The sequence below is a fragment of the Rhizobium sophorae genome, from assembly GCF_013087515.1.
Classification (GTDB): Bacteria; Pseudomonadota; Alphaproteobacteria; order Rhizobiales; family Rhizobiaceae; genus Rhizobium; species Rhizobium sophorae.
The window spans coordinates 32769-58989 of the sequence record NZ_JABFCN010000031.1; the positions used below are offsets into that span (position 1 = coordinate 32769).

Annotated in this window: 25 protein-coding genes and 2 pseudogenes; 10 read left to right on the forward strand and 17 right to left on the reverse strand. The window is 59.9% G+C overall.

What is annotated here, in order from left to right:
- The first annotated feature begins 21 nt into the window (after positions 1 to 21).
- Together G9X64_RS19175 and G9X64_RS36635 are read left to right on the forward strand one after the other, a co-directional pair.
- Positions 22 to 240 carry a type II toxin-antitoxin system ParD family antitoxin gene (locus G9X64_RS19175; protein WP_246270986.1) on the forward strand — a complete coding sequence of 73 codons (219 nt, stop codon included), beginning with the start codon at positions 22 to 24 and terminating at the stop codon, positions 238 to 240.
- Positions 237 to 506: pseudogene (locus G9X64_RS36635) on the forward strand (type II toxin-antitoxin system RelE/ParE family toxin). Before G9X64_RS19175 ends, G9X64_RS36635 begins: the two are co-directional and overlap by 4 nt.
- A 92-nt stretch (positions 507 to 598) precedes the next feature.
- Here G9X64_RS36635 and G9X64_RS36640 read toward each other — a convergent pair.
- From G9X64_RS36640 to G9X64_RS36650, 7 genes and pseudogenes are all read right to left on the reverse strand, one after another.
- Entirely contained in the window at positions 599 to 967 is a 369-nt protein-coding gene (locus tag G9X64_RS36640) for a helix-turn-helix domain-containing protein (protein ID WP_246270987.1), read from the reverse strand.
- Positions 870 to 1301: an AraC family transcriptional regulator N-terminal domain-containing protein gene (locus tag G9X64_RS36645; protein ID WP_312864077.1), complete on the reverse strand. Its 432-nt coding sequence runs from the start codon at positions 1299 to 1301 to the stop codon at positions 870 to 872. The genes G9X64_RS36640 and G9X64_RS36645 overlap by 98 nt, the downstream gene beginning before the upstream one ends.
- A gap of 155 nt (positions 1302 to 1456) precedes the next feature.
- On the reverse strand, positions 1457 to 1840 hold the full coding sequence (locus G9X64_RS19185) for a type II toxin-antitoxin system VapC family toxin (RefSeq protein ID WP_168316424.1): 384 nt from the start codon (positions 1838 to 1840) through the stop codon (positions 1457 to 1459).
- Positions 1837 to 2037, reverse strand: a complete 201-nt coding sequence (locus G9X64_RS19190) for a type II toxin-antitoxin system VapB family antitoxin (RefSeq protein ID WP_168316423.1) — start codon at positions 2035 to 2037, stop codon at positions 1837 to 1839. The genes G9X64_RS19185 and G9X64_RS19190 overlap by 4 nt, the downstream gene beginning before the upstream one ends.
- Before the next feature lie 241 nt (positions 2038 to 2278).
- Positions 2279 to 2680 (reverse strand): annotated as a pseudogene (locus tag G9X64_RS19195) (LysR substrate-binding domain-containing protein); the annotation flags it as partial.
- Complete coding sequence (locus G9X64_RS19200; protein ID WP_312864078.1) at positions 2625 to 2981, reverse strand: helix-turn-helix domain-containing protein; 357 nt, start codon at positions 2979 to 2981, stop codon at positions 2625 to 2627. The pseudogene G9X64_RS19195 and the gene G9X64_RS19200, both read right to left, overlap by 56 nt.
- Positions 2982 to 2984: 3 nt before the next feature.
- A complete protein-coding gene (locus G9X64_RS36650) occupies positions 2985 to 4298 on the reverse strand; it encodes an MFS transporter (protein WP_376766403.1) in 1314 nt (437 codons plus the stop codon).
- 162 nt (positions 4299 to 4460) lie between these two features.
- Here G9X64_RS36650 and G9X64_RS19210 point away from each other — a divergent pair, with 162 nt between their 5' ends.
- Complete coding sequence (locus tag G9X64_RS19210; protein WP_171377238.1) at positions 4461 to 5384, forward strand: AraC family transcriptional regulator; 924 nt, start codon at positions 4461 to 4463, stop codon at positions 5382 to 5384.
- A 33-nt stretch (positions 5385 to 5417) separates the two neighbouring features.
- On the opposite strand, the gene G9X64_RS19215 is transcribed toward G9X64_RS19210, so the two are convergent.
- From G9X64_RS19215 to G9X64_RS19260, 10 genes are all read right to left on the reverse strand, one after another.
- Complete coding sequence (locus G9X64_RS19215) at positions 5418 to 6575, reverse strand: iron-containing alcohol dehydrogenase (protein ID WP_168311964.1); 1158 nt, start codon at positions 6573 to 6575, stop codon at positions 5418 to 5420.
- 12 nt (positions 6576 to 6587) lie between these two features.
- Positions 6588 to 8339 (reverse strand): nitrilase-related carbon-nitrogen hydrolase, encoded by a 1752-nt coding sequence (locus tag G9X64_RS19220; protein WP_171377208.1) that lies wholly within the window; start codon positions 8337 to 8339, stop codon positions 6588 to 6590.
- 27 nt (positions 8340 to 8366) lie between these two features.
- Complete coding sequence (gene urtE / locus G9X64_RS19225) at positions 8367 to 9062, reverse strand: urea ABC transporter ATP-binding subunit UrtE (RefSeq protein ID WP_168311966.1); 696 nt, start codon at positions 9060 to 9062, stop codon at positions 8367 to 8369.
- Entirely contained in the window at positions 9062 to 9811 is a 750-nt protein-coding gene (urtD, locus tag G9X64_RS19230; protein ID WP_168311967.1) for an urea ABC transporter ATP-binding protein UrtD, read from the reverse strand. The genes urtE and urtD overlap by 1 nt, the downstream gene beginning before the upstream one ends.
- Position 9812: 1 nt before the next feature.
- Positions 9813 to 10952, reverse strand: a complete 1140-nt coding sequence (gene urtC / locus G9X64_RS19235) for an urea ABC transporter permease subunit UrtC (RefSeq protein ID WP_171377209.1) — start codon at positions 10950 to 10952, stop codon at positions 9813 to 9815.
- A 1-nt stretch (position 10953) separates the two neighbouring features.
- Entirely contained in the window at positions 10954 to 11847 is an 894-nt protein-coding gene (urtB, locus tag G9X64_RS19240; protein ID WP_171377210.1) for an urea ABC transporter permease subunit UrtB, read from the reverse strand.
- 150 nt (positions 11848 to 11997) lie between these two features.
- Positions 11998 to 13248 carry a transporter substrate-binding domain-containing protein gene (locus G9X64_RS19245; RefSeq protein ID WP_168311970.1) on the reverse strand — a complete coding sequence of 417 codons (1251 nt, stop codon included), beginning with the start codon at positions 13246 to 13248 and terminating at the stop codon, positions 11998 to 12000.
- A 248-nt stretch (positions 13249 to 13496) separates the two neighbouring features.
- Positions 13497 to 14105: an ANTAR domain-containing response regulator gene (locus tag G9X64_RS19250; protein WP_168311971.1), complete on the reverse strand. Its 609-nt coding sequence runs from the start codon at positions 14103 to 14105 to the stop codon at positions 13497 to 13499.
- A 12-nt stretch (positions 14106 to 14117) separates the two neighbouring features.
- Positions 14118 to 15269 carry a transporter substrate-binding domain-containing protein gene (locus G9X64_RS19255; RefSeq protein WP_171377211.1) on the reverse strand — a complete coding sequence of 384 codons (1152 nt, stop codon included), beginning with the start codon at positions 15267 to 15269 and terminating at the stop codon, positions 14118 to 14120.
- 147 nt (positions 15270 to 15416) lie between these two features.
- The gene (locus tag G9X64_RS19260; protein ID WP_171377212.1) at positions 15417 to 17027 is read right to left on the reverse strand and encodes a GMC family oxidoreductase; all 1611 of its coding nucleotides are present in this window, start codon (positions 17025 to 17027) and stop codon (positions 15417 to 15419) included.
- Between the two features lie 107 nt (positions 17028 to 17134).
- Between G9X64_RS19260 and G9X64_RS19265 the strand changes: the two genes are divergently transcribed.
- The 7 genes from G9X64_RS19265 (at position 17135) to G9X64_RS19295 (ending at position 26209) form a co-directional block, all read left to right on the forward strand.
- Positions 17135 to 18055, forward strand: a complete 921-nt coding sequence (locus G9X64_RS19265; RefSeq protein WP_171377213.1) for a LysR family transcriptional regulator — start codon at positions 17135 to 17137, stop codon at positions 18053 to 18055.
- A gap of 559 nt (positions 18056 to 18614) precedes the next feature.
- Positions 18615 to 20198, forward strand: a complete 1584-nt coding sequence (locus tag G9X64_RS19270; RefSeq protein ID WP_168311975.1) for an ABC transporter substrate-binding protein — start codon at positions 18615 to 18617, stop codon at positions 20196 to 20198.
- 129 nt (positions 20199 to 20327) lie between these two features.
- Positions 20328 to 21308: an ABC transporter permease gene (locus G9X64_RS19275; protein WP_171377214.1), complete on the forward strand. Its 981-nt coding sequence runs from the start codon at positions 20328 to 20330 to the stop codon at positions 21306 to 21308.
- Positions 21308 to 22231: an ABC transporter permease gene (locus tag G9X64_RS19280; RefSeq protein ID WP_168311976.1), complete on the forward strand. Its 924-nt coding sequence runs from the start codon at positions 21308 to 21310 to the stop codon at positions 22229 to 22231. Before G9X64_RS19275 ends, G9X64_RS19280 begins: the two co-directional genes overlap by 1 nt.
- Positions 22228 to 24051, forward strand: a complete 1824-nt coding sequence (locus G9X64_RS19285) for an ABC transporter ATP-binding protein (RefSeq protein ID WP_171377215.1) — start codon at positions 22228 to 22230, stop codon at positions 24049 to 24051. Before G9X64_RS19280 ends, G9X64_RS19285 begins: the two co-directional genes overlap by 4 nt.
- 114 nt (positions 24052 to 24165) lie before the next feature.
- Positions 24166 to 24930 (forward strand): DeoR/GlpR family DNA-binding transcription regulator, encoded by a 765-nt coding sequence (locus G9X64_RS19290; RefSeq protein WP_171377216.1) that lies wholly within the window; start codon positions 24166 to 24168, stop codon positions 24928 to 24930.
- On the forward strand, positions 24923 to 26209 hold the full coding sequence (locus tag G9X64_RS19295; protein WP_168311978.1) for a Zn-dependent hydrolase: 1287 nt from the start codon (positions 24923 to 24925) through the stop codon (positions 26207 to 26209). The genes G9X64_RS19290 and G9X64_RS19295 overlap by 8 nt, the downstream gene beginning before the upstream one ends.
- The last annotated feature ends 12 nt before the right edge of the window (positions 26210 to 26221 follow it).

Consider the following 26221-nt stretch of genomic DNA (forward strand, 5'->3'; position numbering starts at 1 on the left):
GCCTTCAAATGGAGGTTATCAATGGCCACGATGAAGGATTGGGTGGAGGCCCAGGCCAGGAGCGGGCGATATTCGAATGCTAACGACTACGTGCGCGACCTGATCCGACGCGACCAGACGCGAAACGACAAGATCGTCGCCATGCAAAGCTTCGTCGAGGCCGGGCTCCAAAGTGGTGTCGGCATCCGATCAAAGGATGAACTCTTCTCTGAAGCGATGGCTCGTGCCAGCAAGTCATGAGCTTTAAGCTTTCCACCGAAGCGGAAGAGGACATTATTGTGATCGCCGAGCAAGGTGTCCGTATCTTCGGGGCAGCCCAGGCAAAGCGATACCACGATGAACTTTTCGCATTATTGACCTGATAGCTGTCAATCCACGCACTGCGCGCGAACGGGATGAGATTGACCCACCCGTTAGAATCCCTTTATCGGATCGAAGATGATGGGACAATTTTTGTAATACGAATTCGCCACGCGCATGAAGATTGGGCAAGTGATTCAATTTAGCGCACCTCGGATGAAGCTGTGGGATTTGGTGTGTCTCAGGTTTGAATCGGTTCAAGACCTGAAACCTGCCAGTGCGAAAACCGTTTTGGCAGCTACGCCGCTTTCATCTCGTCCAATGCCCTTGCAAGATTCCTTGACGGGGGCAATCCGAACAGTCGCGCATACTCCCGACTGAACTGGTTCGGGCTTTCATATCCCACGCCATAAGCGATTGAAGTCGCGGAGCCTTGACCTGCGATCAGTTGGGAGCGTGCATGAAGAAGGCGGACGCGCTTCTGATACTGCAGAGGGCTGAGCGCCGTGACCGCCTTGAAGTGACGATGAAACGCCGATACGCTCAACGCTGCCATTTCAGCGAGCGCCTCAACCCTGATTGTCTCGGCAAAATTCTGACGAATCCAGTTGATCGCGATGCTGATACGCGAGAGCGCCGTGTCGGGCGAGGCGATGTCTCGTAACATCCACCCGAGTGGTCCCTGGAGGACGCGTAACAGGATTTCCCGCTCGTAAACAGGGGAGCACCGCGATCTCCTCAGGCTGTTCCATCAGTCGCAACATAGGGATCCAGGCATCAAGAAGATCCTTGTTGACCGGAGCCACCGAAAACCCGGATCCGAACAGTTCACTGGACACCTTGACCGGCAGGTCGCGGATCAGACCTGCGACGATGGTTGGGCCGAGTGTCAAGCTGACCGCCAGATAGGGTTCCCCTGCCGCCGAAGGGTGCACAGACCCGACGGCCGACAGATCTTCATTGCCCGTGTTGAGCGCGAGATGGTGATGGCGGCCGCCCACACAAACCCGGACTCCGCTCTTTATGCTTCATGCGCAGCGGTGCACTCAGCGAGTTGCTTCATCCCACGTGAAAGATACAACGGGGCACCGGTTCGTTATGATTCAGGCGTGGGATCGAAACTGTTCCGGTCCCCAGGAGCGGTATATTTAGGCATTCAGTTGGGCCCGTTGACCGATATGTATAGCGAAGCGCCCGCCTTTTCGGCCGCTGCCCTCAGGCGCTTGTCTCTAGTCCATAGGGCCGCGCGTCGGTCGAGAAGTACTGATGCCAGCAAGTGGGCATCTGTGTAACCAATACCCATGCTGAAAATGCTGTGGCGATCGATCATTGTCATGACTTCTTCGTGCGTTGCAACAACCGCTGAGCGTTGAGCGGCCAGAAAAGCCAATACACTGTCGCGACCCCGAAGGCTGCCGAGCGCGAGTTCGCCGATTACGCTCGGGTGGCAAAGCAGGCGGTCGTCCTCAATAACCTTACGCAGCTCGGCGTCGACTTGGCGAAAATGATCAATCCAAATCGAGGTATCAGCTAGTATCACTTGGCGGGGGCGCTCCGGCGGCGCGGGGCTGCTTCGGCATCGGGCATGGTTCCTCCAAGCGCGATAAGGCGTTTTCCGGACTCTACACGAACAAGCGTCTCCAACGCTTGGCGCACGAGAGCCGCCGTTTCCTTGGTCCCAGTTAATGACCTGGCCTTTTCCATAAGCGTGTCGTCGAGGTTGATAGTCGATCTCATGACCTGGCTCCCTTGTTGAGGCGCAAAAACTAGCACCAATTGGTGAAGAATTCCACGCCTAATTTCCGGCCCCATGTATTCGGAGTCCGATGAAGAGCCGCACGACACGGTAAATTCTCGGACAACCGGACCTCCATGAGCTACGGTCCGGAGCTTGAGCGCGCCCAGGAAGAATACGATCGGGTTCGAGACTAGCTCGACTGGTATCGGCCGACATTCGATTGCTTGGCCGGGCCGCTCATCACGCGGCCGCGTTCATGAGATGGTCCGAGACGGTCGAGATAAACGCACGAAGACGCTGAAGGCGTCGCAGGTCCCGGTGATATCCCATCCAGATGTCTCGCGCCGGCGGCGGCATCGGCATTTCCAGTCTGCGGATACCGGCAATCTGATCGCCGACGACGCGGGGCAGGACGGCGATCCCGACGCCTTGCCTGCACATGCGCCCCTGGACGTTGCGGTTGTTCGATCGCAGGATAGGTCTCGCGTTGGGGAAACTCTCTATAAGCCAAGCGATATCGGGGAACTGCCCGGTTGACGTATCGTGGGTGATCAGCCGGAAACCAGTCCCGTCGCCACATTTGGGATCAGGCGACTCCTCGGCGATATAGACGCCGTACTCCAGCCTGAAGAGCCGCCGCTGATCGCGTGCCGATCAAGGCGCTGATCGTCGTCAAGCAGTAAAGTAACTGTTTAAGTGTCTCCCGGACGGGGTGGAACCGGCGCGGCGAGCAGCCGACAGCGCGTGTGAAGGCAGTGCTGAACGCGCTTGCCGACTTGTAGCAAATCAAAAAGGCAACCTCCTCCATCATTGCCATCCCGGACTTGAGTGCCTCTTTGGCAAGCGCCATGCGCCACCGCAACAGGTACGAGATCTGGCCGATCCCGACGACGGCACGAAAGCGCGTCGCGAAGGCGGATCGCAAGACACCGCAGAGCCTCACTTCTCAATTAAGCCAGCTTTGCCTCAAAGGCGCTGATCCGAGACAATCCATCTGGGTGGTTCTTGCGCTCGGAAAGCGAAGGCTAAGCTGCGTCGCGAAGTCCGGGCCAGTTTCGATCAGCCCGAGATTTTCTACAGCCACGCCTTGATGCCGCAAGGCCTGTGTGAAAACGCCTGTCCCCGGGCCTAGTTTAATGACTGTGCCCGTCTCCGCAGATATTTCGGCTGTCATGAGAGAAGACGGCGCACGCCCTGACGGTGTAATGGAGGCGACCCGGAGGGGCGCGGAAAGCCACGCCCGAAAAAACAAAAAGGCATCGGCAGTCCTGTTCGTCATCGCTTGCTGGCTCCCGGATTCAGGCGCATCGAATACCGTCGCTGAAGCCGCCACACCAAGGCTGTGAGTACTTCCGCGACAACAAGCAGGACCAGTATTTTCAGGGCGAGCGCGGACGAATTGATGCCAGGAATGGCCAGCACAGCCAGGTAGCCGGCGGCGATGAACAAGCCGTTCCACAAAGGTGCGGATCAGGAACGGCATGGAGAAGGCGTAAAAAGGCGCTCCTGCGAAGCCCAGGAAAATGGTGCCCGTGAACAACCAGCGGAACGCCGGGGACGACAGTAGGTCAAGGCTGGTTCGCAGAAATGGTTCATCGCGAGCGGCTGTTGTTGGGAGAGGCGGAGTGGGACCGGCAACAAGAATGGTCAACAACCCGATCAAGATCCCGATGGCTCCAGCACCCATCAAAACGATACGCCAGCCAAATAGGTCTGCAATCGCGCCGCCTGCCGCAAACCCCACCATCGTGCCTAGTGGGATGCCCATTGCGAACAGACCGATTGCAAGACCGCGCCGCTCGAGCCCTATTTTGCGGACGATGAGAGCATGACCTGACGGGACGGCGCCAGCCTCCCCGAATGCGACGCCGAAGCGTGTGAGGGCAAGGAACATGAAACTGGCGGCAAAACCGCCGAGTGTCGTCATGACGCTCCAGATCAGGACGCAGGACACCAGTACGAACCTGGGCGATCCCCGATCTGCTGCACGGGCAAGCGGTAATGAGAGAAGGGCGTAGCAAACCGCAAAAGCGAGGCCCGTGAGTAAGCCCATCTGGGTGTCGGTCAGCGACAGGTCTGCTTTTATTTTTTCCGCCAGGATGAAGGGAAGTATCCGATCGATCTGCGAGAACGCGTTGATCAGGAGAAGCACGATGCATATTGCGGCCATTCGCAGGCCCTTTGCGTATTCCCGGCTGGACGCAACGGGTGGCGCTCGTGTCTCTGAAGGGTCTATTGACCGGGCGACAATTTCTGTCATCTTGAGGTCACTCCTCGCTTGGTTGCACCCTTAAGCTAGATGGAGTGTCCAATGACCAGAATGCCCGAACCTTCAAGAAACTTGCCTATTCCTGCAGAAGAGGCGATGATGCCGGCGAGGAGCCACATATTGCCGTGGCCCCTGAAACAGCCGGAGCCCCGTTTGAATACGCCATTGCTCTCTGCCGTCACGGCCTACATCGAAGACCAGGGTGGCGGGCAAGGCCTGTTCCCGACGGCCATAGAAGGTTTCAACATCGTCCGCTCGTTTCAGTCGATGATGCCTATGCGCAACATCTATCGGCCGTCGCTGTGCGTCGTGCTGGAAGGTGCGAAGGAGTTGCAGTTTGGCGATGAACATCTCAACTACCGCAGCATGGAGTGCTTGGTCGTCAGTGTCGGCGTCCCGGCGACCGGAAGGATCGTCGAGGCCAGTGCTGCAACGCCATATGTCGGCGTCATGGTCGATTTCGACGTGGCAACCGTGCGGGAGGTCCTCGAACAATTGGATATACCGCCAGTGCAGTCGGACACGACCGGTCCTTGCGCTTTTATCGCCAAAGTGGATCAACCACTAGCCGATTGCATTCTCCGCCTGGTTCGACTTCTGGCAACTCCGAAGGCGATTCCGATCCTGGCGCCTTCGATCGTGCGCGAGATTTGCTATTGGCTGTTGAGCGGCCCGCATGGCGGCGAGATTTGCAAACTTGCCTGCCCGGAATCAAACATCGAACGTGTGGTAAGGGCCGTATCCCTGTTGCATACCAACTTCGCCGACACTTTACGCGTCGATCAGTTGGCCGATGTTGCGCGGATGAGCCAGTCTTCGTTTCACCAGCATTTCAAGGCACTGACCTCGATGACTCCGCTCCAATTCCAGAAGCAATTACGGCTGCTAGAGGCGCGCCGCCTCATGGTCACGAAAGCTGCCAATGTGGCTGAAGCGGCCTACAAGGTCGGGTACGAGAGCGCGTCGCAGTTCAGCCGAGAATATTCGAGAACTTTTGGCGTCGCGCCTAAACAGGATGCTCTGAACCAACAGCGCCTCCACAACGAATATGCGAGCCGCACCGTACGATCCGCGTGATCTCTCAGGAAGCAGTTTCCGGCTAGGCACTTTTTACCAAGCTGCTTCGTAGATCCTCGCGGCATCCGACAGCGACACCGTGCGCGGGTTGTTGACCAGCAAGCGGGTCTGCTCCATCGCACTTTCCGCTAGCATAGGAAGCTCTTCCTTGGGAATTCCTACATCCCTTAGGCGTACAGGGAGGTTCAGGCGCACAGGCAGCATTGCCAACCCTTCGATAAAACCGGAAAGCCGCTCGGCCTGACCGGCTGGCTCAAGGTGAGGAAAGATACAAGGCGCCAGCTCGGCATAGGCATCGCCACACGCGGTTTCGTTGAAGCGCAGCACATGCGGCAGGACCAGACTGTTGGAAAGGCCGTGCGCAACGTGATAGCGGCCACCGATCGGGTAGGCGAGAGCATGGACGGCAGCGACCGGCGAATTGGCAAAGGCCTGGCCAGCCAGCATGGCGCCGAGCAGCATCGCCTGTCGGGCGGCCAGATCAGTTCCGTTCATGACTGCGACTTCGATATTCGCCCCGAGAAGCCGAAGAGCCTCTTTGGCAAGGGCACGGGAAACCGGATTGTTGTTCGTACTCGCGGAGGTAAAGGCCTCGATGGCGTGCACCATGGCGTCAATCCCCGTTGCAGCCGTCACGGCTGGAGGAAGGCCGAGGGTCAGCTCCGCGTCGAGAAGAGCTACGTCCGGTAAGAGCACCGGCGATACGATGCCCTTTTTTTCGTATGCGCCGGTTGTGACAATGGAAATCGGCGTGACTTCGGAGCCGGTGCCCGCCGTTGTCGGCACCAGCACCAGCGGCAGGCGCTGTCCGCTTACTTTGCCTACTCCATAGATATCATCGAGGGCTTCGCCGCTTTTGCAGAGCAGGGCCACCAGCTTTGCCACATCGAGCGACGAGCCGCCGCCAATGCCAAGTACACCCGTGGCGCCGAAACCGATCGCCTGCGCCATAGCCGAATGAATGATGGCTTCCGGCGGATCGGCGACAACGCCGGTAAAAAGCGACATTTCAGCGCCGCCGTCCGCAAGGCTTGCCAGGGCCGGCTGAACGAGCCCCGCCTTGGCGACCCCTTCGTCCGAAATCACCACGACGCGCGGCCCAAGTCGGGCTTTCGTCAGCTCCGAAAGCCTCGCGATGCAACCCGGTCCCGCGATGATCTGCGGGACGGTCGCGAATGTGAATGTGGACATCTTGCCGGTCTCTCACTGATGCCACTTGACGAGCGGCTGATAGTGATGCGGCTGGCGCATGACGACAAGATCCTTTCGCCGGACGATGTTCGTCGGATACGGCGTATCGAGATTGGTGGTGTCGACGGCTGCCGCCGCAATCCCGTCCTCGTCCAGGATTGCCGATTCCTGGCGCGGAAAGGCAAAGGAATCCGGCCCGAATACTGCGCTCTTGCCCAGGTACCCCCGCGCCGCATCCAGCACATTGGCGAAGGCGAAATAGAGGTTGTTCTCGCCGCCGCGCACGCGCAAGGCATGCCAGTGATAGGGATCGGCGCCCTTGGGGATCGGATAGTTATGCGGAATTTTCGTGCCGTTGTGGCTGCCGGTGAAAGTGCCTGCTATGGCTGATGGGCAAGCGACCACGTCGCATCCCATCAGCGCGAGCGAACGGATGGCTTCGGGATAGAGCGCATCATGGCCGACCGCCAGGCCGACCCGGCCGATGGCAAGATCGTAGACTTTCCATTCGTCGCCGGCCGTCGCCCAGCTGTCGGTAATGCCGAGATGCGTCTTGCGATAGCTGCCCACGAGCCCCTCGGGGCCAGCGAGAACAGCGCTGTTGTAGACCTTGTCCCCGTCCTCTTCGGCAAATCCGGCGACAAGATAGAAACCGAGCTTCATCGCCAGACGAACGAAGGCCGATACCGTCGGGCCCGAGAGCGGTTCCGCCCGGCCTTGCGGGGCCTCCAGTCCGGTCAGCGACAGTTCCGGGAAAACCAGAATATCCGGTGCTGTCGTTGCCTTCGCCTCGGCTGCCAGATCCGCGATGCGGGCGAGATTATCGGCGACGAGGGAGGTGGGGGCGAACTGGGCGACGGCGGCGCGGGATGCGCGTCCGCGCGGGATCGGCTGGTAGCCATAGAGACGGAAGTAATCGCCCGGATTCCAGGTGAAGCTGTTGGTCATCATGTTCATGTAGAGCTCGGGCCGGCGGGACTTGAATACCGGCTCGAACAAGACCTCGCGGCGGCGGGCGCGGGCAAGATCGACCGTGCCATAGGCGATCCCGTCGCCCGTATCGATCGATACGGCAACCGTACCGTCGGGCTCGATTAGGCAGCTTCCACCGGAAAACTGCACCGTTCTCTCCAGCCCCCAACGGTTGCTTTCGATGACATAGCAGGCGTTTTCGAAGGCGCGGTTGATCCAGTAGGGTGCCGGCGTGCGCTCCTGCAGCCAGTTGGAGATATGGCAGATGATGTCGGCACCGGCGAGTGCCTCCAGCCGCGCTGTCTCGAAGAAGTGCAGATCCATGCAGACCAGCATCGAGATCCGGCCGATCTCGGTTTCGAAGACCTCGTGGACGATGTCGCCGTTGGCAGCCCATTTCGGCTCGGCGATATAGGGATGCGATTTGCGATGCCGGCCAACGACGCCGTCTGGACCGATCAGGACGGCGGTATTGTAGTAAAGATCACTTGCCGGGTCGACTTCCGGCATGCCGACCACGATATAGCAGCGGTGTTTGCTGGCAATGGCCTGGAAAACATCCGTGGTCGCTCCGGGGATAGTCTCGACGAAAGGTTTCACCTCGGCCCTGTCGAACCAGCAATAGCCGGTCGTGCCCATTTCGGGCGTGACGATCAGGCGTGCGCCTGCCTCCGCTGCCTCTTCGCAAAGGGCTGCCAGCCGGCTGATATTGCGCGCCTTTTCGAACATGGTCGGCTCAAACTGGATGGTGGCCGCGGTATAGCTTTGGGTCGATGTCATGGTTGTTCCCATTGTCTCTATGAAAGAATATCGTCTGTTTCAGACAGCCATATGCCGATGAACAAGCGCGTCGGAGAGCGTGTCGATGGCGCCGGCCGCGACCACGCCTCCCTTCTCCAGCATTGCGAACTGGTGAGACGCGTGCCGCGCAAAGGCGACGTTTTGCTCAACAAGGATGATCGTCATGCCGATCTCGCGATTGAGCCGAATGATGATCTTTTCAATCTCCTCGACGATGGAAGGTTGGATGCCTTCGTTAGGTTCGTCGAGAAGCAGCACTTTCGGATCTGCGGCCAGCGCGCGGGCGATGGCGAGCTGCTGCTGCTGGCCGCCCGAAAGCACGCCGCCCGGCCGATCGAGATTGGCCATCAGGTATGGAAAGAGCTCCGGCACCAGCGCAGGAATCTCGCGTTTGCCATCGGTGCGGGCAAAGGCGCCCATCAGGATGTTCTCGCGGATGGTAAAATCGGGAATGATCTCCCGGCCCTGGGGGACGTAAGCAATACCGGCCCTTGCCCTTTCATGCGTTGGGGATGCGGCCATGTCCTTTCCCTGCAGACGCATCTCGCCCGTCATGCGGTCGGTCAATGCCATCAGGGTTTTCAACAGGGTCGTCTTGCCGGTGCCGTTGCGGCCGAGAATGCTTGTCACCTTGCCGGCCGGGACATCGAGCGTGATGCCGTGCAGGATATGGCTGCGGCCGTAAAAGCTGTGCACGTCTTTCAATGACAGCATCAGGATATTCCTTTTGAACCGAGATAGGCTTCGCGGACTTTCGGATTGCGTTCGATATCTTCGACGCTTCCTTCCGCCAGAACCTCTCCGAGATGGAGAACGGTGATGCGCTCGGCGATTTCGCGGACGAACCCCATGTCGTGTTCGACAACGAGAATCGTATGGCGACCTTTGAGATTGTTGATGATCTCCGCCGTCTTGCGGGTTTCCGCCTGGGTCATCCCGGCTGTTGGCTCGTCGAGCAGAACCACCTTAGGATCCTGAACGATGAGCATGCCGAGCTCCAGCCACTGTGTCTGACCGTGGCTCAAATAGGCGGCCATCACGTCGTGCTCGGCATCGAGGCCGATGAGGGCAAGGACGTCGTCGACGCGGTTTGCCTCCGCTCGTGAAAAGCCGAAGCGAAGATTGGCGAGCACCGAAGGATTGCGGCAATTGGCGACCTCCAGATTCTGTCGCACGGTAAGATCGCGAAAGACGCTGGGGATCTGGAATTTCCGGCCTATGCCGGCGCGTGCAATGCGATGTTCGGGCCAGTTGGTGATGTCGGTGTCGTAGACGAAGACCCTGCCTTGCGTGCTGCGCGTCTTGCCGCTGACCAAATCCATCAAAGTCGTCTTACCCGCGCCGTTTGCGCCAAGCAGCACACGCAGCTCGCCGTCGAAGACGGTGATGCTGACATTGTTGACGGCGCGGAAGCCGCCGAAATCGACGCTGAGACCGTCGATGGTCAATGCGATCGCACTCATATCACAATGCCTCGCTTTGTTGCTGCAGCGGTGAAGATGCCGCGCCGGGTTTGAGCCGGCGGATAAACTGCCGCAGCACATCATGCGCAACGCCGCCAAGGCCGCGCGGCATGAACAAAACGACCAGCACGAAGATGAGACCGATGATCGCCTTCCATGCCTCGACCAGCGCTTCGGTCTCGCTGACCTCCGCCTCGATCATGTTGATCAAGATCGCGCCGATGCAGGCGCCAAGTAGGGAGGAGCGGCCGCCGACGGCAGCCCAGACCACCATCGTCACGGAAAAGGACAGGTCCATGAACGTCGGAGACGCAAACTCCGCAACGACCACGTAGAGCATGCCGGCAACGCCGGCGATGCCCGCCGAAATCACGAAGAAGAACACCTGGTAAAGCGAGACGTCGAAGCCGAGATAGCGGGCCCGCACATGATCGTCGCGGATCGCCTGCAGGATCATGCCCGCGCGGGTTTCAACGATGAGACGGGCACCGATGAGCGTCAGCGACAGGCATGCGGCACACAGATAATAGGTCGCCCGGCTATAGGGATCGAATTCGATGCCACCGATCGTCAGCCAACCAAGATCCGTCAGACCGTTGAAGCCGTTTGTCACCGGTTGCGCATCGACCATGACGAGACGGACAAGCAGAACGAGCGCCAGCGTGATGATCGAGACGAAAACCCCGGAAATGCGCTTGCGGAAAACCAGCATGCCGAGTGCTCCGGCAATTACCACCGGAAGCAGGATGCCGAGCACAAGACCCACCGACTGACTTTGAAATGGAAGCCAGAGGAAGGAGCCCTTGTTGATGCAGCAAAGCTCCGTCGGCGCGCCGGGCTCGGCATTCCAGAGCATGAAATCAGGAACCGGCTTGTCGGAGCCCTGTTGCAGACTGGTCAGGCTCGACAGCTTCAGCGACATGGCCAGCATGTAGGCGCCGAGACCGAAAAACAATCCCTGGCCGAGATTGAGAATACCGGCATATCCCCATGTGAGCGCGATGGCGACGCCCAGCATGCCGTAGACCAGGTACTTCGAAATGCGGTTCAGCCAGAATTCGTCGCCAAAAACGGGCGCTGCAAATATCACCGCGATGAAGAGCACATAGGCGGCGACCTGGAATTTCCGTTCGATGCTCATGTCAGCGCCCCTTGAACGAGAACAGCCCGCTGGGCTTGACGAGAATGACGAGAATGACGACCCCGAACACGACGGCACGTGCCAGGATGTCGTTCGTACCGATGGCGACCAGCGCATTGATTTCGCCGAGAAGCCCTGACGACAGGATGGTGCCGAAAAGGCTGCCGACCCCGCCGGTGACGACGACCATGAAGCCGTCGACGACCATCGTCGTGCCCATGTCGGGAAAGACCGTTTTGAAGCCGGACATCATGACGCCGGCGACGCCGGCAAGGCCGGAACCGAAAGCAAATGTCATAGCGTTGACGCGTTTCACGTCGATTCCGCAGGCTGCCGCCATTTTCGGGTTCCGGATGATGGCGCGAACCTGCATGCCGGCCGCCGTCCGGTAGAGAATGAACCATGTCGCCAGTGTCAGCGCGGCGGTAACGGCGATGATGAAGGTGCGATAGGCGTTGATGTCAGTGCCGGCGAGCCTGAACGTGCCCTGCAGGTAGGCAGGCACCGCGACGTTCTGCAGGCCGGCCCCAAGACCTTCGACATGAAGGCCGAAAAAGGACAGGCCGAATTCGAGCCGCACCGCCTGCTGCAGGAGGATGGCGATCCCCCAGGTGGCGAGAAGCGTGTCCAGCAGACGGCCATAAAGCCGCCGCACAACCACCCGCTCGATCAGCAGACCGAGCAGGGCCGTCACGACGAAGGCCAGCGGGATCGCAAGCAGAAGGCTTGCCTTCAGCCAGATGCCGGAGAGGACGGCGACATAGGCGCCGATCATCACCATCTCTCCATGAGCCATGTTGATGACGCCCATGGCGCCGTAGGTGATGGCAAGGCCGAGCGCCACCAAAAGAAGGATCGAGCCGAGACTGAGGCCGATAAACAGAATGTCGAGCATAACGCCACCGTTCGTGAGAAGGGTGGGCCGAACTCTGCTGCGCCTTGCCCATCCTGAAGGCAGGATGGCAGCTTGGGGAGAAGAGTGGAGGCCCGCCTTAACGAGACATGATCCCGCCACCCATGGATGGCGGGACGACGCGGGGAGGGGTCAGCCCTTGAGCTTTGCGGCGTCGAGACCGTTGCTGGTGCAGAACAGATTGCTCTCCGTCTCGCCATAGGCCGAATAGGGCAGAGGCTTGATCGGCGCCGGGTAGGCGTTCACCACCTTGCTCTGGCCGTCCGCTTGCCATTGCCCGATGCGCGGCGTCAGCCAGCAATGCAAGTTGTCGGGGTCGGTGGTCACCTTGCCGCCGGGCGCTTCGTAGGTTTGGCCGCGGATGCCGGCCCTGATCGCGTCCGCGGACAGATCGCCGGATTTTTCGACGGCCTGCTTCCACAGGAAAACCTGGAAATAGGCGGCTTCGAGTGAGTGGTAGGTGACGGCTTTCGGATCGTTGACGAAGGTCCTGAAGCGGTCGATGAAGCTCTTGTTCGCCGGCGTGTCGATCGACATGAAATAGGGGAAGGAGGTGTAGCTTCCGGCCGCATATTCGGCGCCCATCGCCGCGATTTCGATTTCGGAGGTGACCGTCGCGCAGATCGGCAGAACCTCCTGCGAGAGCCCTTGGTTCTTGAACTCGCGGTAGAAGGCGATGATGGAGTCTCCGACCACGTTGGACAGAACCACGTCGGCGCCGGATTCCTTGATCTTGCTGACCATGACGGCCCATTCCGAATGGCCGAGTTCCAGATATTCGTCCGCTACCCATTCGGCGCCGGCCGCCTCGATCAGCTTCTTGGAAACCTTGGCCATCTCGCGCGGATAGACATAGTTCGAGCCGACGATGAAGAATTTCTTCTTGCCCAGTTTCTCGACGATCCAGGGAATGTAGTTGGCGAGCTGCTGGTTCGGAACGGCGCCGGAATAGACCACGTTGCGCGAGCACTCGAAGCCTTCGTAATGTGTCTGATAGAACAGCATCGCGCCACGTCGCTCGAAGATCGGCAGCACGGCCTTGCGGCTGGCCGACGTGTGGCAGCCGAACACGGTCGAAATCTTGTCCTTGAGGATCAGTTTCGAAGCCTTCTCGCTGAAGGTTTTCGGATCGGATGCACCGTCTTCGACGACCACCTCGACTGGGCGACCGAGAACGCCGCCGGTCGCGTTGATTTCGGCCACGGCCATCATGACGCCGTTTGCCAGAAGTTTCTCGGCAACGGAAAGCCCGCCCGTCTGCGAGTAGAGCGCACCGACTTTGATGGCATCGGCTGCCAGGGCGCGGCTGCCCAAAGCCGGCAAGGCGAGTGCGGCGGAAGCGGTCGCTGCGGTTTTCAGAAATTCACGTCTGTTGAACACCATCTTGGTTCCCCTTTTTTTGATTGGCGCACGCGGCGGCACTGCCCGCCAAACGGCAAGGCTCTCATGCCGGAAATGAGTAGAGAACTGACGTCACTGTCAGCAGACAACAAAAAACCCGCGAGGCCTGTCACAGCCTGCGGGCATCCTTGCCATCACCGCATCACGGCTGCGCCGCGTGCAACAGCGGCACATGGCTTCGTTAAACGAAGGGATGTGCCGGAGGTGTTTTGTTCGAAACACGTGAAAAACTAATCATGTTTTTGGGACGGGCGCAAGAGCTGTTCGGCGTTGATAATCGAATTGGCAATTTCATCGATCGGCACGCGCCGAGCCATCGCTTGCTCGCGCATTTCACGATACGCCTCATTCTCGCTGGTGCCGCGATTGGCCATCAAAATGGCTTTGGCCCGAGCAAGTTTTTGGTCTCCCATTACCTTGCGCTTGTATTTGCGTGCTTCCTTGACGAGCTTTTGCCGCTCCAGCCAGAGGTTGCGGGCGATGGCGAGATTGGTCAGCAGACCAAAGGGTTTGATTGGTCTCTCGACAATGGCGAGCGCCCCGCTTTCCAGAACGATCTGCAACGTCGAGGGGTTTTCGTAACCGACGATGGCAAGCATTGTCGGGGCAGGATTGGGGAAAGACTTCAGCAGGCGTTCGATTTCCGGTCGCGCCTCATCTTCCATGGCAAGGAAGACGACATCCGTGCCGTGTGGCAGTTCGGGTGGCACCGGCCAGAGGCAACTGACCGTACAGCCGATACGGCGCAGGTGATCGACGAGAAACTCCCCCTCGGATGTCCAAGGATGGATGACCAGAACCTTGAGATCCCGCAAATCTCTGAGAAGGGCGAAAGACATCGTCGCTCCCTCTCAAACCTGAACACGATGCGGGAAAGTCCGCGTCAAGTCCGGACGATATTCTCGCATGAACGGGTCCGGCGCCACTCGGAGCGACGGATCATAGACGATGTCGTAGCCGCCCTGTGGATTCACCCTTGCCACTCTTGGCCACAGATGCGTGTGGTTTGTCATCCGGTCTATCTTCACCGCACCCTGCGGGGCATCGTACTCGACATCATAGAGAGCCGGCAGAAGCTGCTCAAGTCCGTCGCCACCGGCGCGCTGCAAAGCAGCCGCATAGAGATAAACCTGGAAATAAGCCGCTTCGGCCGGCGCGGTTGGCAGCATCTGCAGGCCGTATCGCTGTTGGTAAGCCGAGACGAAAGCCCGGGCGCGGGGCGTATCCAGAGAGGCGAAGAAGGGGGCTGCGGTGATATGCCCCTCGGCCACATCCGGCCGCATACGGATCACATCCGCCTCGCTGGTCGACTGGCTCGCGATCGGCATTGTCGCCGCATCGAAACCGGCCTCCTTGAACGCCGTGTAGAAGGGAATGATACCGTCGCCGACAATCGTCGAATAAATGACATCCGGCTGTGCCGCGCGAATATGCCGGATGATCTTGGCAACGTCCTCGGTTTTGAGGTTCAGGGGAACATACATCTCGTCCAGGACCTGTCCGCCCACCTGAAGAAACAGGTCACTGATCGTCCGGTTGGATTCATAAGGATAGACGTAGTTCGAACCCACAAGGAAAACCCGCTTTCCGTAGTGCTCGGTCAGGAAGTCGACGAGCTGGACGGAGTTTTGATTGGGGGCAGCACCCGTATAGATGCAGTGCCGGGAGTATTCGAACCCCTCGTAGAGCGTCGGGTAAAACAGCAGTGCATCACGGGCCTCGATGACGGGCAGAGCGGCTTTGCGGGTGCTCGACATATGGCAACCGAAAACGACCCGGACCCGGTCTTCGTCGCAAAGCTTGACTGCAAGTTCCTTGTAGAGATTGGGCGTCGATTGCGGATCGTACACGACGGGCTCGATCGTCCTGCCGAGCACGCCGCCGGCCGCGTTGATTTCGTCGATCGCCAGCAAGGCCGCGGCCCTCTGGGTTGTTTCCACGGCTCCCGTCACACCCGTTTCTGAGAACAGCACGCCGACCCGCCAGTTTTCTGAATGCATCATCGCCCACCAAAAAATAAAAAAGCTCCCGCCCGTTTCCGGTCGAGAGCTACCCTGCTCATGGGATATCAGCGGCTCATTGAAGCCTGCCGACCCATGATGTCAGTTTCCGTGTCCGGTGACAATAGCGGAACGAAAGGCCGTGCATGGTTATCGGCGTGCATCCTCAAGGACCATCGCAGCACCTTTCATCGCGATCATCGCCGTCGGCGTATTGGTATTGCCGGAGGTGATCGTCGGCATGATCGACGCATCGATCACGCGAAGACCCGCTATCCCGTGGAAGCGCAGGCGTGCATCGACGACGGACAGCGGATCGTCCGCGCGACCCATCTTCGCAGTCCCGACCGGATGGAAGATGGTGGTGCCGATATCGCCGGCGGCCTTCGCAAGCGATGCGTCGTCGTCGCCGATGGCAATGCCCGGCAGAACTTCCTCCGGCCGGTACGGTCTCAGCGCGGGCTGTGCCATCAGCCGCCGCGTCGCGCGGATAGCGTCCGCTGCCACGCGCCTGTCTTCCGCTGTCGTCAGATAGTGCGGGGCGATGAGTGGCGGTGCGTGGGGATCGGCTGAGCGCAGCCGCACCTCGCCGCGCGACGTTGGCCGCAGATTGCAGGCGCTGACGGTGATCGCAGGAAAACGATGCAACGGTTCGCCGAACCTGTCCAAAGACAGGGGCTGGACGTGAAACTGGATGTTGGCGCGATCGTGCGACTGATCGGAGCGCATGAACAGGCCGAGCTGGGATGGCGCCATGGTCAGCGGTCCACGGCGACGCAGGGCATAGTCGATTCCCATCAGGCCACGGCGCAGAAGCGAGTGATAGGTTTCATTAAGCGTACGGGCGCCGCTGATCCTGTAGACGGAGCGCTGCTGCAGATGATCCTGGAGATTGCGCCCGACGCCGGGCCGTGCGAGAGCCGGTTCGATGCCCGCGGCAGAAAGCCATTCAGCCGGCCCGATGCCCGACCGGTGCAACAGCTGGACGGAGCCGATGGCGCCGGCACTCAGCACGACTTCGCCCCTTGCCGTCGCCGTTCTTAAGACGCCGTCGCGAATATAGCGCACCCCAGTTGCCCGCCCGTCTTCGATGACCAGCCTGTCCACCAGAACACCTGTTTCAAGCCGCAGGTTCGCCCGCGCTAAGACCGGCTTCAGAAAACCCCTTGCCGAAGACCACCGACGACCACGTTTCTGATTGACGTGAAAATAGCCGGATCCTTCATTGTCACCCGTATTGAAATCCGCGATCTTGGCGACGCCGAGTTCCGCTGCAGCCTCCCGAACGGCGTCGAGGATCGGCCAGGAGACACGCGGGGCCTCGACGCGCCAGCCGCCGCCTATGCCGTGATGCGCGCTTTCCCCCATAAAATGATCTTCCATCTGCCGGAAATGGGGCAGAACGTCCTGCCAGCCCCAGCCCGCAAGACCAAGGCTCGCCCATCCATCATAGTCCGCCGCCTGACCACGCATGGCGATCATTGCGTTGATCGCGGAGGAGCCGCCGATGACTTTGCCGCGCGGGTAGGACAACGAACGGCCGTTCAGGCCGGCTTCAGCCTCCGTCTTGAACATCCAATCGGAGCGGGGATTGCCTATGGTGAATAGATAACCGACGGGAATATGAAACCAGATCCAGTTGTCCTTGCTGCCGGCCTCAAGGAGCAGCACGCGGTTTCTTGGGGTTTCAGACAGCATGTTCGCAAGGATACACCCTGCCGTCCCCGCCCCCACGACAATGTAATCATAATCCCCCTCCATCGCTTTTCTCCGCCTTATGTCGATATCCCAAACCGGTTTATCGGCGACGCCACTGAAGACAAGGCGCGAAGAAGCACATACCATGTGCAAAAAGGAGTTCTGGGAAGATGGATTGGGACAATATCAGGGTATTTCTGCACATCGCTCGCACTGGCCGGATCATCGATGCGGCAAAGGCCCTGGCGCTTGACCACTCAACTATCAGCCGCCGTCTCGCCAAGCTCGAGGAGAGCCTTGGAGTTCAGCTATTCGAACGGGCCGGGCGGCGGTTGTGCATCACCTCGGCCGGTGAAGATCTCAGACGATCGGCGGTCAAGCTGGAATCGATCGTCCTTCAGGAGATCGGCGGGCTCGGTGCCGAGACGACGACCGGCATGACGGGCCGCGTGCGGATCGGTGCACCGGAGGGGCTCGGCGTAGGTTACCTCGGCGGACGCATTGCAGCCATCATGCAAGACTATCCGAACCTTGACATCGAGCTTGTTGCTTTACCTCAGACCTATTCGCTTTCTTCGCGGGAAGCCGACATCGCTATTTCGCTCGATCGCCCGGAAGAAGGCAGCCTGGCAACACGCAAGCTGACCGATTATGAGTTGGGCTTTTACGCCACCCGTGACTATCTCGGGCGAAACGGCCTTCCCCAGACGCTGGACGATTTGACCGGCCACACGCTCTGCGGCTACATCGCGGGGCTTCTCCACACGAGGGAGCTTGCCTATCTCGACATTGCGGATCTGAAGCCGGCGATGCGGTTCACGAGTACGAGCATCATTGCTCAATGCGCCATGATTGAAAGCGGCATGGCAATGGGCGTTCTGCCGGCCTATCTTGCTGCAGGAAAACACCTGCTTGTCCCGGTCCTGCAGCCGTCGTTCCTCTTGCGCCGCAGCTACTGGCTGTCGGTTCATGAGGACCTTCGGCGTCATGCCCGAATTCGCAAGACTGTCGACTTACTCACCGCGGCAGTTCGAAGGGAAAGATCGTTGTTTGCTAAGGCTTCTTCGACACGCGATACGTCAGCGCCGTAACATGCCTCTATCCGGACGATCAAAAAGGTTTCAACATAGCGTACTATATTGTCCGCCAGCAGATGCATTCTGTTCTTGGGAATGCCGATATCCCTCAGGCGCACGGGCAGGTTCCGGTGTACAGGCAAGAATCCCAATCCTTCGCTGAAGATCAAGAGCCGGAATTTTCAATGATGCCGAAGGTGGAGGACAGGGTTTCGGGTTCGAATCTCTTCAAGAGCTTTTAAACGATCGTCCGCTTCCTTTCCCTGGGTATTTTTTAGGCGCCGAGATGTGATTTTGTGATATTTATAGAAATATCTGATCCGCCTATTCCGCCTACGCAATAGATAAATGCTGAAAAATTCGCCACTCTTGAGTTTTTAGCGAGCGCCGCGCCGATCGGATTTTCCGAAATTGCACTTATAATCAACAGAATAGAAATCGCCGGAACCGGCTTACGGCGGGAGTATGGCATTGCAATTTTCTAATTTACGAGAGCCCATTGAAAAAGGAAAAAATGCCCGATATCGTGGAATAATAAGAAAGCCACATAAAACCACAAAAAGGGAAACAGCTTATGAATGACATCAGCAGACGCAATTTCCTCGCCGGACTTGGTGCGGCTGGCACGGGTGCCGGTCTCCTGCAGATCAACCCGGATTTCCTGTTCTCCTCGGCCTTGGCCCAGTCGGGCAAGACGGTGGTGTTCCTGTCGGCGGAAAACATTACGGGCAACTGGGACCCGACCGGTCACACGACGCTGTCGCAGAAGAATATCGAAGGCTTCGTCATGGGTTTCCTGACGCGGACGCCGATGACTGTCGAAAAGCCCGATGAAGTGGTCTATGAACTGGCCACCAGCATCAAGCTTCTCGATCCGAACAAGCTCGAGATCAAGCTGCGCGAGGGCGTCAAATTCCACGACGGCAAACCCTTCAAGGCCGAAGACGTCAAGGCGACCTTCGAATACGGCTCCGGGCCGGACCGCCCGGCCCAATTCTATCCCGGCCCGACCGAGACGCTTGTTATCACCACCCCTGACGACTACACGGTCATCGTCGATACCTCCAAGGGCGGATATCCGGCCCATCTGTTCATCTTCCTCGCCTCATACCTGCCGATCATGTCGGCGACCGATGTCGCCGGCGGCCCGACCGGCCCGCTGACGCAGCGCCTGAACGGCACCGGCCCGTTCAAGTTCGTCAAGCAGGAAGGCAATGCCACGATCCTCGAAGCCTATCCTGATTATTTCCTCGGTACGCCGAAGATTCCTGGCATCAGCTTCAATTTCGTCGGCGACAGCACGACACGCATGCTGTCCCTGCTCAATGGCCAGGCCTCGATCGTCGAGCGTCTGGAACCGGAACAGGTGACCTCGCTCGAGGGCAATGATAAAATCGCCATCAGCAGCGTCGTTTCGGTCGAGAATAAATATCTCTGGTTCCGCTGCTCGAAGGCGCCGTTCGACAACCCGCTCATCCGCAAGGCGGCCTGCCACGCGATCGACCGCTCGATGATCGTCGAAATTCTGGGCTCGGCCGGTCATGTTTCATCCAACTATGTGTCGCCGGTGAAGTTTGGCTATGTCGACCTGCCGAACTACCCGGAATACAGCCCGGAAAAATGCCAGGCGCTGCTGGCCGAGGCCGGTTTCCCGAAGGGCGAGGGTCTGCCGCCGCTGGAATACATCACCTCCGTCGGATTCTACCCGAAGACCAAGGAATACGGCGAGGTCATCACCGCCATGCTGCAGGAACAGGGTTTTCAGGTGTCGCTCTCCGTTCTGGAGATCGCCGCCTGGAACGAACGCCTCTACGATCGGCCGGGCGGCGGCCCCGGCCATATGGTCGATTGCGGCTGGTCCACCGGTTCGCCCGAACCCGACCTCGTATTGCGCACGCATTTCCATTCGACCTCGAAGCGCATCACCGGCATCGTCGACAAGGAACTCGACGCGACACTCGACAAGGAGCGCAGTGCCCCGTCGCTCGATGAGCGCAAGAAAATCCTACAGACAGAAACCATGCCCATGCTTGCCGAAAAGGTGCCGGCCCTGTCACTGTTCACTTCGGTGATGATCCACGCAATGGACAAGTCGCTGGCTGGCCTATTCATCTATCCTGACGGGTCCATGGACGCCTCGAAGGCCGCATTCAGCTGATGCTGGCTTGCGTTTTCCGCGGCGCTGGAGGCCGGCGCCGCGGAGGTTTTCGTTCGCTCATGATGTCAACAAGCGACCGCGACCGTCACCGCTCAGGACGGATCACTCCGATTGCTGCCAGGATATGACATGTTCATTCTCAGTTTTCTGGTTCGACGGCTGGCGCAAGGTGCACTGATCGTCTTTCTGGTGACGCTGCTTATCTTCACGCTGCTGCGTGTGGTTCCCGGCGATCCTGTCCGGCTGATGGCCGGCGGTATGGCGCCGGAAGCGCTGATCGAGCAGATCGCCAAGGACATGGGCCTGCGTGATCCCATCCTCGTGCAGTTCGGCCGCTACATGAGCGGCGTCGTCAGGGGGGATCTCGGGCAATCCTTCGTGCGGCCTGCAAGCGGTGCTTCCACCGGCGGTTCCAGTTTCGGCGATTCCACCCGCGGCGAGCGGGCCGAAGTGCTGACCCTGATCGGGGACACCCTGCCGATGACGCTGCAACTCGGCGGACTGGCAATATTCTTCGCCCTGGTCTTCTCCTTTCTCGTCGGTATTCCCGGCGGACTGGCGCCCGGACGATGGCCGGATCGCGTCGCATTCTACATTTCCTCGATCTTCATATCGCTGCCGAACTTCTGGCTCGGCATCGTCCTTGCCATGCTTCTGTCGGTCAAGCTCGGTTGGCTGCCCGCGATCGGCTACTCCGGCTTTGCCTATACCATCCTGCCGGCGATCGTTCTGGCCGTCGAACTGGCGCCGGTGCTGATCCGGACGCTGACCGGATCGGTGGCCACCGTGATGATGGAGCCTTTCATCGCGGTCGGCAATGTCCGCGGCCTTAGCCGCAGCCGCATCATCGTCGCCCATGCGCTGCGTAATGCCTCCGTTCCGCTGCTCAACCTGATCGGCATCCAGATCAGCGGCCTGCTGGGCGGCGTCCTCGCCGTCGAATTCATCTTCGACTATCCGGGCCTCGGACTTTTGACCATCAACGCCGTGCTGCAGCGAGATTTCCCGCTGATCCAGGGGATCGCCATCGTCACCAGCGCGATCTTCGTCTTCATCAACATCGCAGTCGACCTGATTGCCACCATGATCGATCCAAGGTTGGAATATTGATGAGCGTGACCGAGACAGACATCCCGGCAAACCCGGTTCCGGCAAGGCAACGCGGCGCTTCGGTGGCGCGGCGTATCTGGCGGATTGCCCTTGCCTCCAACGAATTCCGTGTCGGCGCTGTCATTTTCATCGTGCTGGTTCTGGCGGCCCTGCTTTATCCGCAACTGAGCGGCATCGACCCCACCAAGATGAGCGTCACCACGCGCCTGCATGCGCCGCCGTTCATGGGCGAAAAGTGGAGCTGGACGGCGCCGCTCGGCACTGACCAGATCGGCCGCGACATGCTGGTGCGCAGCCTCGTCGGCCTGCGTTACTCGTTGCTGATCGGGCTTTCCACCGTTCTCGTCATGCTGATTATCGGCTGTTCGCTCGGCACGATCGCCGGCTACTATGGCGGCCGCGTCGACATGGCGATCATGCGCCTGACCGATGCCCAGCTGTCGATCCCGATGATCATCCTGGCGATCACCGTGCTTGGCGTCTCGCGTCCGACGATCCCGGCGATCATCCTCGTCCTCGGCCTGTCGAGCTGGCCAGTCTATGCCCGCGTCACCCGCAGCGTCGTGATGACCGAGCGCAAGCGGGAATATGTGCGCGCCGCCGAAATCTACGGCGCGTCCGATTTCCGCATCATGGTGCGCCTGCTGGCGCCGCTGGTGCTGCCGCCGATCATCTTCGTCTCGGTGCTCGATGTCGCCCGGATGATGATCTTCGAATCCATCCTCGGCTTCATCGGGCTGGGTGTTCAGCCGCCGACGCCGACCTTCGGCAACATCATCGCCGATGGCCGCAAGTATCTGCTCAATGCCTGGTGGATCGCCACCATGCCGGGCGTGTTCCTGTGCCTGTGCCTGACCAGCATCAACCTGATGGGCGCATCGCTCGAACGGGCTCGCAATCGTATCTATGGAGGCAAATCGTGACTGGCACACCGCTTCTGAAGGTTCGCGATCTGAGCGTTGGCCTGGAAACGGGCGGCGGCATGCGTCCGATCATTTCCGACATCGGCTTCGATCTGGCCCCACGCGAAATTCTCGGCATCATCGGGGCGAGCGGCGCCGGCAAGACCGTGCTCTCGCGGGCGCTCGTCAACTGGATCGATCCGCCACTGAAGGTTACGTCTGGATCGGTGGTCTACAAATCCCAAAACATCCTCGATTTGCCGGCACAAAAGCTGCGCATGCTGCGCCGCGAGATCGCCTATGTCGGCGCCAATCCGGCCGGGGCTCTCGATCCGACCCTGCCGGTCGGCCAGCAGATCGTCGAGAAACTGCGCGCGGTCGCACCGGAGATTGCGCATGAGGAAGCCAGGAAGCGAGTCATCGATCTGCTTGGCGCTGTTCGCATCCCCTCGCCGCAGATGCGCTACCACGAATATCCATCGCAATTCAGCGGCGGCATGATGCAGCGCGCCCTGATCGTCGATGCGCTGGTCAGCAATCCGGCTTTCCTCGTCGCCGATAATGTCACCCAGCCGCTTGATGTTACGGTCGCTGCCCAGGTGCTGCGCCTGATGCGGGAGTTGACGACGCGTTTCGACACGGCGATCGTCTTCATATCCTCGTCGTTACCGCTGGTGAGTGACGCTGCCGATCAGATTCTGGTTCTGGCCGAAGGCTGGGTCGTGGAGCGGCAGGCAACGAAGGCACTCGTCGACAGGCCGGAGCATCCCTATACCCGAGAGCTGATCAGCCAGATCCCGAAGATCTGGACAGGCGAAGCGGTCGCAATCGACCTGCCGGCCGAGTCTCGCGAGCCGATCATCAGCATTCGTGATGCCACCCGTTCCTACCGGGTGCGCAAGCGCGGCACCTTTGCCAGCTACAGCACCGTGCGCGCCGTGCGCAACGTCACCTTCGACGTCTTTCCGGGCGAGAACTTTGGCATCGTCGGCGAATCCGGCTGCGGCAAGTCCACGCTCATGCGCCTGCTCAGCCGGCTGGAACGGCCAGATAGCGGCCAGGTCCTCTGCGACCGGCAGGATATCACCAGGCTTTCCGGCAAGGGACTTTTGAAGTTCCGGCGCGATTTTCAGCTGGTGCTGCAGGATCCCTTCAATTCGCTGCCGCCACGCACCGCCATCGGCGCCATCATCGAGGAGCCGCTGAAGACGCACGGCATCGCCAGGGGCGCGGAGCTGCGTGACCGCGTGCTCTCGGTGATGCGCGAGGTCGGTTTGCCCGCCACGCTCTACGATGAGCTTCCGCTGGGTTTGAGTGCCGGCCAGCGCCAGCGCGTCAACGTCGCCCGCGCCATGGTGCTGGAGCCGAAGGTGCTGATCATGGACGAGACGCTGTCGTCGCTCGACCAGACCGAGCAGTTCAAATTGCTGAAGCTGTTCGAGCAGTTGCAGGCCCAGCACGGCCTGACCTATGTCTACATTTCTCACGATCTGGCGATGGTACGGCGTGTCTGCAATCGCGTTGCGGTCATGTATCTCGGCGAAGTCGTCGAGATCGCCGACAACAGCCGGCTGTTCTTCGATCCAGGCCATCCTTACACCAAGGCCTTGCTCAGCGCCGTGCCGACGCTGGAGGAGCGCCGCTACAAGCCGGAAGACTGTCTGCTGGAAGGAGAGCCGCCAAGCCCGATCGACCTGCCGCCCGGTTGCAGTTTCGCCAGCCGCTGCCCGAACGCATTCGGCCGCTGTCACAAACAAAGCCCGGTCCTGACCGCTCGCGGCAACAAGGACCTGGCTGCTTGCTTTTTGGTGGAAAACACGCTTTCCCATGCCGCAGCTTGAAACCCCAAATTGCATCGAAACCCGGGAGGATCGGATGATAAAAAAAACAAAAACCGCGGCGGGACACGCTGGTTCGGCAGACTTGCCGACGGGCAACTAACCGGGAAAAACCGCATGACCGATCATCCTCAGGCTCGTCTGCAACACATTCTCGAAGAGCTGGCCAAGCATGGCCGGGTTACGGTCAAGGAACTGGCGACGGAATTCTCCGTCAGCCCGGAAACCGTGCGCCGGGACCTGAAGCAGCTGGAAATGGAAGGGCACCTGCGCTGCATCTATGGCGGCGGCGTGACGCCGCGTCGGGATGCCGACCAGCCGATCTCGCAACGTATGCGCGTCAATGCCCGTGAAAAGGCAAAAATCGCAACCCTCGCTGCCAGGGAGCTGCGCGACCGTACCAAGATCTTCCTCGATAGCGGCACGACGATGCTGGCGCTGTCGCGTTATCTTGTCGATCGGCCGCTGATCAATATCTACACCAACTCGCTGGATATCATCCAGACCTTGTCGGGGGTGGAATCCAATAACGTGGTCGCGGTCGGCGGCGTTCTACGGCCGAGCTACCGGGCGTTTCTCGGCACCGATACGCTCAACGTGATCCGCGAACATCTCTTCGATATCGCCTTCGTCAGCGCGGTGACGGTCGATGTCAATCTCGGTTTCATGGATCTCGGCGAGGACGAGGCGCTGGTGCGCCGGGCGTTGCGCCGCCATGCCAAGCAGGTCGTGATGCTCGCCGACAGCAGCAAGTTCGGCCGCCAGGGCAATTTCTGCACCTATAATTTTCGTGACGTTGATCTGCTCATCACTGATGCGCCTCCGCGAGCAGATTTTCTTGAAAAGTTGGAAGAGGCGCAAGTGAAGGTGATTTATGCTTGAAACCCGTAGTGAGCCGGCATCCCTGCCTGAGGTCGATGCCGAAGCCCTGCACCGGATGATGGAGGAAGTCTCCGTCTTCGGCGGCGGGCCGGGTGGTGCGATGACGCGGCTGACCTTGTCACGGGAAGACAAGGCGGCACGTGACTGGCTGGCGAACTGGCTGAAGAATTCGGGCCTGCGCCTGGAGATCGACCCGATGGGCAACATGTACGGCTTTCTCGATTGGGCCGGGCCGGATGCACCTCTGGTCATGAGCGGGTCGCACCTCGACAGTCAGCCGAACGGCGGCCGTTTCGATGGCGCCTACGGCGTGATTGCCGCCTGCGCGGCCATCGATGCCATCCGAAAGCACGTTGCGAGGACCGGCATCGCCCCAAAGGTCAATTTCTGCATCGTCAACTGGACCAACGAGGAGGGCGCCCGCTTCCAGCCGAGCCTTCTCGGCAGCGGCGTCAATGCCGGCGAACTGACGCTTGATTTCGCGCTCGCCCGCAAGGATGGTGACGGCATTTCCGTCAATCAGGCTCTTGATGACATCGGTTATGCTGGTACCTTCGGCCCCGTTATTCCCGATGCCCTGATCGAGCTTCATATCGAGGGTTCCGCCGAGCTGGAAAAGAAAGGGATGCGCTTTGCCGTCTTCAACCGTTTCTGGGGCAACGTCAAATACCGTCTCGCCTTCATCGGCCGCCAAGCGCATACCGGCCCGACGCCGATGGCCGAGCGCCATGACGCGCTCCTGGCCGCGGCTTACCTGATCGCCGAGCTGAAGGGCTTTGCCGATCAGGCCGGGATCGACCTGCACACGTCCTGCGGCCGTCTCGAGGTCTATCCGAACTCCCCCAACGTTGTGCCCGGCGAGGCGGTGATGTTCATCGAACTGCGCTCCGCCAAGCCAGCTGTGCTTGCCCGAGCGGAAGCACAGCTTAACGAGAAGGCTGACCTCTGCGCCAAGAAAGCGGATGTCGGCTACGAGGTCCGCTCGATCGACCGCCGCCGCGCCGGGAACATGGATGAAGGGCTGGTTGCCCTGGCCCAGGATACTGCTGCCGGCTTCGGCCTTGAAACCTTGTTGCTCGACACCATTGGCGGACATGACGCGGTCAGCATGACGGCTATCTCCCCGGCCGTTGTCATCGCCGTGCCGAGCGTCGGCGGCGTCATCCACCACCCGACGGAGTTCACCACGCCGGAAGACCGGTTGCTGGGCGCAGAAATCCTCAGCGCCATGCTGTGGAAATTCTGCCTCAACGGCAACATCCTGAAAACCATGGACTGAAGGATTGTGAGC